The organism is Methanobrevibacter sp., assembly GCF_045646045.1.
Taxonomy (GTDB): Archaea; Methanobacteriota; Methanobacteria; order Methanobacteriales; family Methanobacteriaceae; genus Methanocatella.
In genome coordinates this window covers 54,841-71,739 of record NZ_JAZRJY010000005.1, presented here as the reverse complement: position 1 = coordinate 71,739, position 16,899 = coordinate 54,841, and the positions used below count along the sequence as shown (strand labels likewise).

Sequence of the window (16,899 nt, the reverse complement as noted above, 5' to 3'; positions counted from 1 at the left end):
TTACTTGAAGTATTTTACAATTTTATCAATATCCTTATTAATAATGGCCCTATGATCAGAGCTAATATAGATTAACTCATAATTATCTGAAATATTATCTAAATCCTCATTGAACTGGTCTTTTGTACTCAAATAAATTATATGTGAAGTGATTTTAGGAGCAGGGAAATTCCAAGTTGAATTAACCTCAATAATTTTGTTATATTTATCCACAAATTCTCCAGAATAAATTTCTTCCAAGTCATCTCTTTCATCATTTTCCTTCAAATCAACATCTAATTTTTCTTCAAATACAAAGATTAACTCACCATCTATTAATATGCATTCACCCACAAAATTATCTTTTTCCAATTTTTCCATGAGCAATGTTGCATAAATACATCCAAGAGAGTAACCGACAATTATGTCTCCATCCTGGAAAATATCTTTAATGGCATCATAATAATTATTCAATAAATCATTATGGTCATATTTATCAATTTCATTTAATTCCAAATCATATTTAAAGTCATCAATAAGATAAACATTACCTTCAAACTCAATATTGTTTACTAAATCCAAGTAAGCAAGTGACAATCCTTCAACAGGAGGCAATAAGAACATATTTTGATTTTTATTACCTTTTTTAACCAAATTAAATCCGTATTCTTTAGTTGAATTAATATTATGAGCCATATCATGAGGTGTTTTATCATCAAAGATGCTTGCGACCTTAATTTCAATACCATAATTTGACAATATTGAAACTATTTTAATTGCAGATAAAGAATCCCCACCAAGGGAAACAAAATCAGAATGTATACTGATTTTTTCTTGATTAAATACTTTCTTAAATGCATCAACTATGTGTTTTTCCACCATATTTGTTGGGTTAACAAAGTCAACATCCAAACTGCTTCTGTCAACTTCAGGCAATGCGTTTTTATCCACTTTAGCATTAACAGTTAATGGAATTTCATCTATTTCAATTACAAATGAAGGTACCATATATTCAGGTTTATACTCTTTTACATAATTGCAAATAGATTCTTTAAGATTTTCAATTTCCCCAGATACAACAACATAAGCAACTAATTCATTATTGCCATCATGTTTATTTGTTTGAACTGTTACATCTTCCACATAATCGATTTTACGAATGACTGATTCGATTTCTGAGAGTTCTACACGGTTTCCTCTGATTTTAACTTGTCCATCACGACGGCCAACAATACCTATTGTTCCATCAGGCAATACCCTTACCATATCACCTGTACTGTATAAATTGTTATAATATTCATTATTATCGAATGGATTGTCAATGAATGATTCTGCAGTTTCGCCATCACGGTTCAAATATCCGTCAGCTATTTGATATCCTGCCAGGTACAGTTCACCAACAGCACCTATCGGAACACGTCTGAGATTATCATCCAATACATAGAATTTCATGTTCGGATTGATGCATCCGACTGATGAGGTATCGATTTTTTGTGAGTTATCTATTGAAGTGACAAATGCAAATGCCTCTGTAGGTCCGAATTCATCCATTAACCTGTAATTGTCAGGGTTTTCAAACTCACCCAATTTTTCACCACCAACAGACAGTACCCTTAATGAATCATTGTCAACATGTTCCATGAATAATTTACCCACTTGCGCAGTAATGGATGTATGGGTAACATTATGGGCCATTAAATATTCGTTTAACTTAATCATGTCCAATTTGGTATCTTCAGGAATAACCGCTAAAGAAGCACCTGAGTATAAAACAACAGCCATTGAAAGTGATCCAATATCAAAACCAACTGATGCAAACATACCATAAGCATCACCAACACCCAATCCATACTTCTCTGAATAGACAACTGATGCATTTAAAATAGCCTTTCTAGTAATTTTAACACCTTTAGGAACACCAGTAGTACCGCTAGTGTATAAAATACAAGCCAAATCACCATAAACAACCGGCAAACTAGATAAAGTACCGATATCTCCAGCAAGAATATCTGATATGTTTAAAATTGCTGAATCTTCTGTTAAGGATTTAACGCATTTGTAAGTCTCATCACTGACAATGACAACTTCAGATTCTGTGTCATTTAGTATGAATTCGATACGTTCATCAGGCAAGGTGCTGTCCAGAGGAACATAAATCGCTCCGGCAGACATAATACCTAAAACGCTTAACAGATATAATTCAGACCTTTCAACTAAAAATGCAACATTATCCTGCTTATTGACGCCCATATCATTTAAACTCTTAGCTATTTCATTAGCAATAAATGCACCCTCGCCATAGCTGTAAATTACATCATTATATGATACAAGACTGTTATTCGGATATTTAGCCAGATTATCATTAAATGCCTCTAAAATATCCTCATAGATTAAAGGTTTTTCAGTATTATTATAACTGTCTAAAAGTTCCATGTCAGATTTTGAAAGGCAATTAATCTCATCCAAATTATTAACTTTGATGAATTCATGTAAAATTAATTTATATGATTCCATGAAGTGTTGGATCATGTCTTTTGAGTATTTATCGGAATATACAATATTTAACCTATAATTTTCTCCTTTTTGAATAAGATTAACACTCAAATCAGTGATGAAATCATTCATGCTTTCAATTATGCCATTATCTGATGAATCCCCTCCACCAAATTCTTTTTCATTGTTATCAATCCATTCCGGCATGTACTGGAATAGAATACTTGAATCGATATCATATTCATTTGCCAATACTCTGAATGGATAATAATTATATTTCATTACGCCATATACTCTATTTGACATATATTCCATAAATGAAGCGATTTCCTGATTTCTACAGTCAACCAGTAACGGCAGAGTATTTACAAACATACCGATAGCATTGAAATTGCCAAACCTGTCACGACCATTCTCAATAATGTTAAATAAGACTTTATCACTGCCAACAAATCTGGATAATGTGTAAGCAAATACACTGGTGAATAATACGTTTTCACTAACATCAGCCTTATCTAAAAATGAATTCAATAAGTTAATATCCAAATCCAAATTCATGTTTCCAACATCAGGACCGTCAGATGCAACACAATCCAATAAAACGCCAACATTGTCACTATCAACTAGCATTGACTCATAAAATTCATTAGCCTCGCCATATTCATCTGTTCTTCTTATCTGATTGTTGAAGGCAGATACCCTTAAGAAGGAATCATCAACATCCAATATTTTTCCTTCAAGAATGGAGAATAAATCTTGTTTAAATACCATATCCGACAAGGCATCAAATATTATATGGTGGAAAACAGCAAATAAAGAACAGCCATTTTCATTTTCAACAATTAAGAATCTGCATAAGCTTTCATGTAAATCAAATTGTTTTGTTAGGAAATTCATAGCAAATTCCTCACCAACATCCGATTTGACAATGATTTGTGGTTTTAAGCCTTTAATCAAATAAGGCACTTCAAATTCATCACTAACGCACATTCCCAATATCGGATGAACATTAAACATCTCATCCAATGCATCCAATAACTCATCAGAGCCATATTCTTTGGAAATATCTATCCGATATGGAATAAGATATGAATCTATCTTATTATTGGCCATAATATCCAGATATACATTCAATTGGCTTTCATTTAATGGACATCCAGTTTCTAATGTGAAAATATCTAAATCCAATGAAATATCTTTAATATTTTCTGCAATTGCTTGAGGACTGCGTAAATTTAAAATATCTGCTACAGAGATATTATGACCTTTAACATAAGACAATAATTTAATAGCAGTTAATGAATCACCACCCAATCTGATGAAATCATCATGAACACTGATTTTTTCCAAATCAAATACTTTTTCAAATGCTTCAACAATTGCCTTTTCCTTTTCTGTTGTTGGGGCGACATATTCTGCAAATAGAGCCTCAATATTAACTTCAGGCAAAGCACGTTTATCCACCTTACCATTTACATTTAAAGGAATAGCATCCAAACGTACTACAAATGAAGGAACCATATAATTTGGTTTATTTTCACCTACATAATCACAGACCATACTTATAAGTGAATCATCATCAATATCCTCAGATACAACAACATAGGCTACAACTTCACTGTTAGAACCATGTTTAATAGTTTGAACTGTAACGTCGTCAACATAATCCAATTCACGTATGACTGCTTCAATTTCTGACAGTTCTACACGGTTTCCCCTTATTTTAACTTGACTGTCACGACGACCTACAACACCATAATTTCCATCAGGCAATATTCTTACCACATCACCAGTACAATATAATCTGCTGTAGTCTTTATCATCTTCAAATGGATTGCTCATAAATGCCCTTTCAGTTTCTTCTTTTCTATTCAAGTAACCTTCAGCTAGTTGACAACCTGATAAATACAGCTCACCTACCGCACCGATAGGCACTCTTCTAAATTCATCATCTAGGACATATGCTTTTGTATTGCTTTGTATGTAACCTACACTACTAAAATCGATTTTATCAACTGTATCTGCACTGATTACATATACACATGCTTCTGTTGGACCATATGCATCTACAATTCTGTAATTTCTAACCTCATCGATTTCGCCTAACTTTTCACCACCTGCAACAAGCACTTTAAGTGAGGTTTCCTCAATTTCACTTATAAACAATTTTGCAATCTGTGTAGTGATATATGTATGAGTAACGCCATACTTAATGAAATGACTATTCAATTTCTTAATATTAAACCTTATATCATCAGGAATGATATTTAAGCATGAACCCGAATAAATTACAGAAAACATTGCAGCCATTGCAACATCAAAACCAATGGAAGCGAATAAACCATAAACATCCCCAGATAAAATCTCCAGATTATAAACATGGAAATCTATGAAATTAACAATTGATTTTCTGGTGATTTTTACACCTTTAGGAATGCCAGTACTACCACTGGTATATAAAATACATGCCAAATCACCACAGGCACTATCCAACATATCTAAAGATCCGATTTCACAATCAACAATATCTGATACATTTAAAATAATGCAATCTTCAGCCAAATCAACGGCCCGTTCATATGTCTCATCACTGACAATGAGCACTTTAGATTCAGTGTCTTTTATCATGAACTTTATACGCTCATCAGGCAGATTATCATCCAAAGGAACATATACTGCACCAATAGCCAAAGCACCTAAAGCATTAAATAAATACCATTCAGAACGTTCAACAAGGAAAGCAACACAATCTTGATGCCCAACACCTAAATCAATTAACTTTTTAGCAACTTTATCCGCAATAAAAGCACCTTCAGCATAGCTATAACCCCTATCATCACAGGTGACAAGAGTATTTTTCGGACATTCGGCAAGATTATCATTAAATGCATCCAAAATATCATCACAGTTCAAATCATATTCAGTATGATTATAATCGTCTAAAAGATTCAAATCATTTAATGAAGTGTAGTTAATATCGCTTAATTTATCTACATTAATTATATCATGTAAAATTAATTTAAATGATTCAACAAAACGATTGACAAAATCTTTAGAATATTTCCTTGAATATACAATACCTAAATTATATTCGTCGCCTTTTTGAGTAACATTTACATTGAAATCAGCAATTAAATCATTCACATCATTATATAAAACATCTTCAGAATTCTGATAAACATTGCCTGCATCATCATTAACCCATTCAGGAATATATTGGAAAAGAATATTTGAATCAATTTCATATTCGCCAGCAAGTAATCTAAACGGATAATAATTATATTTCATTACATTATATACTCTTTCAGACATATGTTCCATAAATGAAGATATTTCCTGATTTCTACAGTCAACCAATAACGGCAATGTGTTGACATACATACCGATGGAATTGAAATTGTTAAATCTGTCACGGCCATTTTCAATAATGTTAAATGAAACTTTATCTCCACCGATGAATCTGGACAGTGTATAAGCAAATACTCCAGTAAATACAACATTTTCACTAAATCCAAATTTATCCATGAATGCTTTAAATCCATTAATATCCAAATCCAAATTAATTGAACTGATACCCGGACCATCGGACATTACATTATCCAACAATATATTTACTTCATCACTTTCATCCAGCATTGATTCATAAAAGTTAATCGCATCAGCATATTCTTCAGTTTCCCGTATTTGTTTTGCAAAAGCAGATACTTTTAAGAAAGAATCATCAACATCCAAAACATTTCCATCAAGAGCTGACAATAAATCCTGTTTAAAGACATGGTCAGATAAAGCATCAAATATGATGTGATGGAAAACAGCCAATAACTTATAATCATCATCAGTTTCAACTATTAAAAATCTGGATAAACTATCATGTAAATCAAATGCTTTTGTTAAATATTTATTGATAAACTCTTCATTAACGTTTGATTCAACAACAATTTGTGGTTTAGATCCTTTAACAAGGTAAGGAACTTCAAATTCATCATCAACACACATGCCCAATATAGGATTTGCATCAAGCACAGCATTTAAAGCATTAACTATAACATCAGAATCATATTTATTAGAAATGTCCATGAAAAGAGGAATAAGATAAGCATCCACCTTATCATTAGCCATAATATCGAGATAAACATTTAATTGAGATTCATTTAAAGGACAACCAGAATCTAAAGAATAGATATCTAAATCCAATGAGATATTCTTAATACTTTCTGCAATTGCATAAGGAGTACATAAACTCAAAATATCCGCTGCAACAATGTTGTAATCCTCAAGATAGGACAATACCTTAATTGCAGTTAATGAATCTCCACCTAATCTGATGAAATCATCATAAATACCAATGTTTTCTTGGCCAAATACTTTCTCAAATGCATTGACAATGTCTTTTTCAACTTCATTTGTTGGAGCAACATATTCTGCATGTAAATTATCCAAATCAACTTCAGGAAGAGCATTTCTATCCACTTTACCATTGACAGTTAACGGAATTCTATCCAATTCAACAACAAATGAAGGAACCATATATTCAGGTTTAAATCTGGCAACATAATCACAAATGGACTCTTTAAGTTTTTCCATTTGCTTAGATACAACAACATATGCAACCAGTTCATTGTTTGATCCATTTTTAATTGTTTGAACTGTTAAATCTTCAACATAATCAATTTCACGTATTACTGATTCTATTTCAGAGAGCTCAACACGGTTTCCTCTGATTTTTACTTGTCCATCACGACGGCCAACAATACCCAAAGAACCATCAGGCAACAATCTCAGCATATCACCTGTACGGTATAATACATTATAGTTCCCATTATCATCAAATGGATTGTTAATGAATGATTCTGCAGTTTCTTCATCACGATTCAAGTATCCGTCAGCTATTTGGATACCTGCCAGGTACAATTCACCAACAGCACCAATAGGAACACGTCTAAACTCATTATCCAAAATGTAGAATTTCATGTTTGGATTGATATGGCCAACAGATGATATATCGATTTTTTGTGAGTTATCTATTGAAGAGACAAATGCAAATGCCTCTGTAGGTCCGAATTCATCCATTAACCTGTAATTTTCAGGGTTTTCAAACTCACCTAATTTCTCACCACCAACTGATAAAACCCTTAATGAATCATTGTCAACATGTTCCATGAATAATTTACCCACTTGAGCAGTAATGGATGTATGAGTAATATTATAGAGCATTAAATATTCATTTAACTTAGACATGTCCAATTTAGCCTCTTCCGGAATAACCGCCAAAGAAGCACCTGAATACAATACAATTGCCATTGAAAGTGATCCAATATCAAAACCAACTGATGCAAACATACCGTAAGCATCACCAACACCCAATCCATATTTGCTTGAGTAAGTGCTTGATGCATTTAAAATAGCTTTTCTGGTAATTTTAACACCTTTAGGAACACCAGTAGTACCACTGGTGTATAAAATACAAGCTAAATCACCATTAACAACAGGTAAAGTGGATAAAGTATCAACATTTCCATTAACAATATCTGAAATATTTAAAAGAACAGTGCCATCATCCAATAAATTATTCGCACGTGCATAAGTCTCATCACTAACGATGACAGCTTTAGATTGTGTGTCATTTAGTATGAATTCGATACGTTCATCAGGTAAAATGCTGTCAAGAGGAACATAAACCGCTCCGGCAGACAAAATACCTAAAACGCTTAACAGGTATAATTCAGACCTTTCAACTAAAAATGCAACATTATCCTGCTTTTTGACTCCCCTATCATTTAAATTCTTGGATATATTATCAGCGATAAATGCGCCCTCTCTATAGCTGTAGGTTACATCATTATATGATACAAGACAGTTATTCGGATATTTAGCCAGATTATCATTAAATGCATCCAAAATATCTTCATACATTAGAGCTTGTTCGGTATTATTATAACTGTCTAAAAGTTCTAAATCAGATTTTGAAAGGTAATTAATCTCATTTAAATAATTAGCATTGATAAATTCATGTAAAATCAATTTATATGAATCCATAAAGTGTTGAATCATGTCTTTTGAATATTTTTCAGAATATACTATGTTCAATATGTAATTTTCTCCTTTTTGAATAAGATTAACACTCAAATCGTTGATGAAATCATTCATATTTTCAAGCATTCCATTATCTGATGAAGTCTCATCATTTACTTCTTTTTCTTTGCTGTCAATCCATTCAGGCATGAACTGGAATAGAATACTTGAATCGATATCATATTCATTGGCCAATACTCTGAATGGATAATAATTATATTTCATTACACTATATATCCTATCAGACATATATTCCATAAATGAAGCGATTTCCTGATTTCTACAGTCAACCAGTATCGGCAGGGTATTTACAAACATACCGATAGCATTGAAATTGTTGAACCTGTCACGGCCATTCTCAATAACATTAAACAATACATTTTCATTACCTACAAACCTGGATAATGTATAAGCAAATACACTAGTGAATAAAACATTTTCACTAACACCATACTGGTCTAAAAATGATTTAAATACATTATAATCTAAATCCAAGTCAAGGTCTCTAATACCCGGACCATCAGGTAAAATACTGTCTAATAAGACACCACAGTTATCACTGTCAACCAACATCTCTTCAAAAAAGTCACTAGCTTTTGCATATTCATCACTTTCAGAAATTTGCTGAGTGAAAGCAGAAACTTTAAGGAATGAATCATCAACATCAACAGCCCTGCCCTCAAGAAGTGATTCTAAATCTTGTTTAAATACCATATCAGATAAAGCATCAAATATGATGTGGTGGAAAATAGCAACGAAATTATAATTATCCTCATTTTCAACAATTAAAAATCTAGATAATGAATCATGTAAATCAAACGGTTTTGTTAAAAATTTGGAAATATAATCCTCATCAACATCAGATTCAATAAATATTTGTGGTTTAGAACCATTTACCAGATACGGTACCTCAAACTCATCACTGACACACATGCCTAAAATCGGATGGACATCCAATAATCCATCTAAAGCATTCTTAATATCATCAACAGCATATTTCTTAGATATTTCCATAGGTAAAGAAATAAGATAAGCATCTTTCTTATCATTGGCAATAATATCCAAGTACACATTCAATTGAGATTCATTTAAAGGACAACCGCTTTCTAAAGTATAGATATCCAAATCTAAGGAAATTTCCTTAATATTTTCAGCGATTGAATAAGGTGTGCGGAGGCTTAAAATGTCTGCTGCAGTAATATTATAATCTTTAAGGAAAGATAACACTTTTATTGCAGTTAATGAATCACCGCCCAGACGTATAAAGTCATCATGAACACTAATTTTTTCCTGGTTAAACACTTCTTCAAATGCTTCAGCAATCACTTTTTCAGCTTCAGTACTTGGAGCAACATATTCTGCACGTAAATTATCTAAATCCACTTCAGGCAAAGCACGTTTATCAACTTTACCATTAACAGTCAATGGAATATCATCCAATTCAATAACATATGAAGGACACATATAATCAGGTTTGAATTCAGATATGTATTCACAGACCAAATCTTTAAGTTTGTCATCTTCAAATTCTTCATTTGAAACAACATAAGCCACCAATTCATTATTTCCATTATTTTCGATAACCTGAACGGTGACATCCTCAATAAGGTCCATGTCCCTAACTGTTGATTCAACTTCAGATATTTCTACACGATTTCCCCTAATCTTGACTTGGTCATCGCGACGGCCAACAATAGCTATTGATCCATCATTTAGGATTCTAACCATGTCGCCAGTACGATACAGTTCTTTATAATCCTCATCATCATCAAACGGATTATCAATGAATGATTTTTCTGTTTCTTCTTCACGATTCAAATATCCGTCAGCTATCTGATGACCGGATAAATATAATTCTCCTATAACACCTTTAGGAACTCTTCTTTTTTCACTATCCAAAACGTATGCTTTAGAATTATAATTTAAAAATCCTACAGACGAACTGTCAATTTTTTCACTATTATCTATTGAAGCAATAAATGCAAATGCTTCTGTTGGACCGAATTCATCAATCACACGATATGGAGGATTTGTGATTTCACCCAGTTTTTCTCCACCGACAGAGAGAACCTTCAAGGAAGTCTCATCAATATTTTGAATAAATAATTTAGCTACTTGTGTAGTAATGAAAGTATGTGTTACATTCTGATTAATGAAATATTCATTTAATTTATTTATATTGAATCGAATATTTTCAGGTATTATTGATAAACAAGCTCCAGCATAGATTGCTTGATATACCGCTTGAGGACCAGCATCAAATGCCATATTAGAAACTAAAGCATAAACATCATCATGACCCAACTCATATTTATCAACGAAACATGCAGCCAGGTTAATGGTGGATTTTCTTGTAACTTTAACACCTTTAGGAACACCAGTAGTACCACTGGTATATAAAATACAATCCAAATCGCCATATACTACCGGTAAATTGGATAAAGTTCCAATTTCATCATTAATAATATCTGAAATATTTAAAAGAATTACATCATCATTTGTTAAATTATTTGCACGATTATATGTTTCATCACTAACTATTATTGCCTTAGATTCAGTATCATTCAGTATAAATTCAATACGTTCATCTGGATGGGAATAATCTAAAGGAACATAAGTTGCACCAATTGATAAAATAGATAAAATATTAAATAAATAATATTCAGAACGTTCACAGACAAAAGCAACACAATCTTTTGGCTTAACACCTACATCAACCAATCGTTTAGCTATTTTATCAGCAATAAATGCACTTTCACCATAACTATAAACATTATTTTGGGTTGATACCGCATTATTATCAGGATATTTGGCCAGATTATCATTAAATGCATCCAAAATATCTTCATACATTAAAGAATGTTGATTTTGATTAATGGAATTTAAACTCTCCAAATCAGATTCCAAAATATAGTTAATATCTTTCAATTCATTTACCTGCATAATCTCATGTAAAATCAGCTTATATGATTTCATGAAACTTTGCACCATATCATTTGAATACTTATCTGAATATACCACATTTATACTATATTTATTTCCTTTTTGAGCAATATTAACCTCGAAATCAGCTATAATAGTGCCAACATCTTTTTCATATGATGATTCATCAACAGACACATCCACATTATCATCTATCCAGTCAGGCATGAACTGGAACAAAATACTTGAATCAACGTTGTATTCTTTAGACAATATTCTAAACGGATAATAATTGTATTTCATTACATCATATACTAAAGTGGACATATAATCAATGAAAGAGGAAATATCTCTGTTTTTACAGTCAACCAACAATGGCAAAGTATTTACAAACATGCCAATTGCATTAAGATTATTGAATCTGTCACGACCATTTTCAATAATGTTAAATAAGACTTTATCTCCACCAGTGAACCTGGATAATGTGTAAGCAAATACACTTGTAAATAGCACATTTTCACTAATGCCCAATTTAGTTATGAATGATTTGAATATGTCAATATCCAAATCCAAATTCATGGCGCTGCCACCAGGACCATCAGATTCTACACTATCCGATAAAATACCAACTTCATCATAATCAACAAGCATTGACTCATAGAAGTTGCTTGCTTCACCATATTCATCAGTTTCACGAATTTGTTTTGTAAAAGCAGATACTTTTAAGAAGGAATTGTCAACATCCAAATCATTTCCATCAAGAACAGATTTAAAATCTTGTTTGAATACATTATCTGATAATGCATCAAATATTATATGATGGAAAACAGCAAATAATTTATAATCATCATCATTTTCAACAATTAAAAATCTCGCTAAGCTGTCATGCAAATCAAATGATTTATTGAAAAATTCTCCAATAAATTCATTATCTACATTGGATTCAATAGTGACCGGCGGTTTAGATCCTTTAACTAAATATGGAACGTCAAATTCATCACTGACACACATTCCCAAAATAGGATGTGCGTTCAACACAGTTTCCAATGCATCAGTTATAACATCAATATCATATTTTGGAATGTCCATGAAAAGAGGAATGTGATATGCATTAACTTTATTGTTTGCTATAATGTCCAGATATACATTTAACTGGCTTTCATTTAATGGACAACCTGAATCCAGAGAATAAACGTCTAAATCCAATGAAATATCTTTAATGTTATTTGCGATTGCACTAGGAGTGCGTAGGTTCAAAATATCTGCTGCAACAATATTATACTCCTCAAGATGTGACAAGACTTTAATTGCAGTTAATGAATCACCACCTAACCTGAAGAAATCATCATGAACACCAATTTTTTCCTGATTAAAGACTTTTTCAAATGCTTCAGCAATATCCCTTTCAACATCATTTCTTGGAGCAACATATTCCTCACGTAAACTATTCAAATCAACTTCAGGCAAAGCATTCTTATCCACTTTACCATTGACAGTCAAAGGAATATTATCTAAGTTTACAACAAATGCAGGAATCATATATTCAGGTTTAAAGTTAGCTACATAATTACAGACATCTTCCTTAAGATTATCTATTTTTTCAGATACTACAACATATGCAGCCAATTCATTATTGCTATCATGCCTGATTGTCTGGACTGTTACGTCTTCAACATAATCAATTTCACGTATTACTGATTCTATTTCAGAGAGTTCTACACGGTTTCCTCTGATTTTTACTTGTCCATCACGACGGCCGACAATACCTAAAGACCCATCAGGCAATAATCTTAGCATATCGCCGGTTCGATACATTATTCCTTCACCAAATGGATTTTGCAGGAATGCACTATCTGTTTCTTCTTTACGGTTCAAGTATCCGTCAGCTATTTGGATACCTGCCAGGTACAGTTCACCAACTGCTCCGATTGGAACACGCCTAAATTCATTATCCAAAATGTAGAATTTCATGTTTGGATTGATATGACCAACTGAGGAGGTATCGATTTTTTGTGAGTTATCAATTGAAGAGACAAATGCAAACGCTTCTGTAGGTCCGAATTCATCCATTAATTTATAGTATTTAGGACTTTCAAACTCACCTAATTTCTCACCACCGACAGATAAGACCCTCAATGAATCATTATCAACATGCTCCATGAATAATTTACCCACTTGAGCAGTAATGGAAGTATGAGTAACATTATGGGCAATCAGATACTTATTCAACTCAGACATATCCAATTTGAGATTTTCCGGAATAACTGTTAAAGATGCACCTGAATACAATACAATAGCCATTGAAAGTGATCCAATATCAAAACCAACAGATGCAAACATAGCATAAACATCACCATTAGCCAATCCATATTTACTTGAGTAAGTGCTTGATGCATTTAAAATAGCTTTTCTGGTAATTTTAACACCTTTAGGAACACCAGTAGTACCACTGGTGTATAATATACAAGCCACATCACCATAAACAACAGGCAAGTTAGATAAAGTACCCATATCATCAGCAATTATATCAGATATATTCAATATTATTTCATTTGTTAATGTTTTAGCGCGTTGATAAGTTTTATCGCTGACTATAACAGCTTTAGATTTGGTATCATTTAGTATAAACTCAATGCGTTCGTTTGGAAGAACATCATCGATTGGAACATATACGCAACCTGCCGCCAAAATACCCAATGCACATAATATGTATAGTTCAGACCTTTCTACTAAAAATGCAACATTATCCTGATTTTCAACACCGTTTTCTTTTAAACTCTTAGCAATTTTATCAGCAATAAATGCACCTTCGCCATAACTATAAACCATATCCTTATAGGATACAAGACTGCTATTCGGATATTTAGTCAGATTATCATTAAATGCATCCAATAAATCTTCATACATTAGAGGTTGCTCAGTATTATTATAACTGTTTAAAAGTTCTAAATCAGATTTTGAAAGATAATTAATTTCATTTAAATTATTAACTTTGATAAATTCGTGTAAAATCAATTTATATGATTCCATAAAGCGTTGAATCATGTCTTTGGAATATTTGTCAGAGTACATGATACTTAGGCCGTAATTTTCTCCTTTTTGAATAAGATTTACACTTAAATCTGTGATGAAATCTTCATTGTTTTCAATAAGCCCTCTAGTTGATGAAGGTTTATCATTTATTCCATTTTCACCACCACCCATCCAGTCAGGCAAGAATTGGAATAAAATACTTGAATCAACATCATACTCATTAGCTAAAACTCTAAATGGATAATAATTATACCTCATCACGTCATAAACCAAATCAGACATATACTCAACAAACGAAGATATTTTTTGGCATTTACAATCAACCAATAACGGCAAAGTATTTACAAACATACCTATGGCATTTAGATTATTGAATCTGTCACGACCATTTTCAATGATGTTAAATAGAACCTTATCACTGCCAACAAATCTAGATAATGTGTAAGCAAATACACTGGTGAACAATACATTCTCACTTATGCCTATTTTTTCTATGAATGATTTTAACAAATCAACATCCAAATTCATATCCATTACACTGATGCCCGGACCATCGGATTCTATGCTATCCAATAAAACACCAACATCCCCACAATCAACCAGCATTGACTCATAGAAGTTGCTTGCTTCACGATATTCATCAGTTTCACAAATTTGTTTTGTAAAGGCAGATACTTTTAAGAATGACTCATCAACATCCAATACATTACCTTCAAGGATAGAGAATAAATCTTGTTTAAAGATATCTTCAGACAATGCATCAAATACTATGTGATGGAAAACAGCTAATAATTCATAACCATCTTCATTTTCAACAATTAAGAATCTGCATAAACTTTCATAAAGATTAAATTGTTCAGTTAAAAATTCAAGTACAAATTCATCGTCAACATCTTTTTCAAGAATAATTTGCGGTTTAGATCCTTTTATTAAATATGGAACATCAAATTCGTCACTAACACACATGGATAAAATAGGATGAACGTTTAACATCTCATTTAATGCATCCAACAAATCATCGAATTCATAATCTTTAGGAATATCCAGCATATATGGAATGAGATATGAATCAACTTTATTGTTGGCTATAATGTCGAGATATACATTTAATTGAGATTCATTCAAAGGACAGCCACTTTCTAAAGTATAGATATCCAAATCGAGTGAAATAGCTTTAATGTTTTCTGCAATTGCTTTAGGAGTACGCAAGCTTAAAATATCTGCAGCAGAAATATTATAATCCCCAACATGAGATAATAATTTAATAGCAGTTAATGAATCTCCACCCAATCTGATGAAATCATCATGAATACTGATTTTTTCCTGATTAAATACTTTCTCAAAAGCTTCAACCAGTTCTTTTTCTTTTTCATTTGTTGGAGCAGCATATTCCATACGTAATAAATCCAAATCAACATCAGGCAATGCCCGTTTATCGATTTTACCATTGACTGTTAAAGGAATATCATCTATTTTAATTACAAATGATGGAACCATATAATCAGGTTTATTCTCATTTACATAATCACAAACAATGTCTTTAAGGTTATCATCATCCAAATCTCTAGACACGACAACATAGGCAATTAATTCGTTGTTTCCATCATTATTAACAGTCTGAACGGTTACATCATCTATTCCATCCATACTTCTAATTACAGATTCGACTTCAGACAGTTCAACACGGTTTCCTCTGATTTTAACTTGACTGTCACGACGTCCAACAATACCCAGTGTACCATCAGGTAAAAATCTTACCATATCTCCTGTACGATACAATATGTCATAATTTTCATCATGATTAAACGGATTTGCAATGAATGATTCATTAGTTTCATCATTCCTATTTACATAACCTTTAGACACCTGATAACCTGCCAGATACAATTCTCCAACAGCACCATAAGGTACACGTCTGCCCTCTGAATCCAAAATATATGCTTCAGAATTATAATTTAATTTACCTATTGAAGAGTAATCAATTTTATCTGAGTTATCAATTGAAGTGATGAAATTGTTTGTTTCTGTAGGTCCGTATTCATCAATTAAAGTATAATTATCCGGACTTTCAACTTCTCCCAGTTTCTCTCCACCGACAAACAGATATTTCAAGGAAGTTTCCCCAATGCTTTCCATGAACAGTTTACCTACCTGAGTAGTTATAATTGTATGAGTAACATTCTGACTAATGAAATACCTGTTTAATTCCTGCATGTTGAATCGAATATCATCAGGAACGATTGATAAACAGCATCCGGCATAAATAGCTTTGAACAGTGATTGACATCCTGCATCAAAACCGATGGAAGGATATAAAGCATAAACATCACTACGGGTTAATCCATATGTATCATAGTAATAGTCAGCTACATTAAGAATGGCTTTTCGGGTAATCATAAC

The 16,899-nt window shown here is 32.3% G+C and carries 1 protein-coding gene (only partly in view); it reads right to left on the bottom strand.

The features are described 5' to 3' along the window. Positions 1 to 16,899: the end of a non-ribosomal peptide synthase/polyketide synthase gene (locus ACKI5C_RS00205; protein WP_407430840.1), read on the bottom strand. It continues 40,614 nt past the right edge of the window; 16,899 of the gene's 57,513 nt are visible here — the last part of the coding sequence; its start codon lies beyond the right edge, outside the window; its stop codon occupies positions 1 to 3.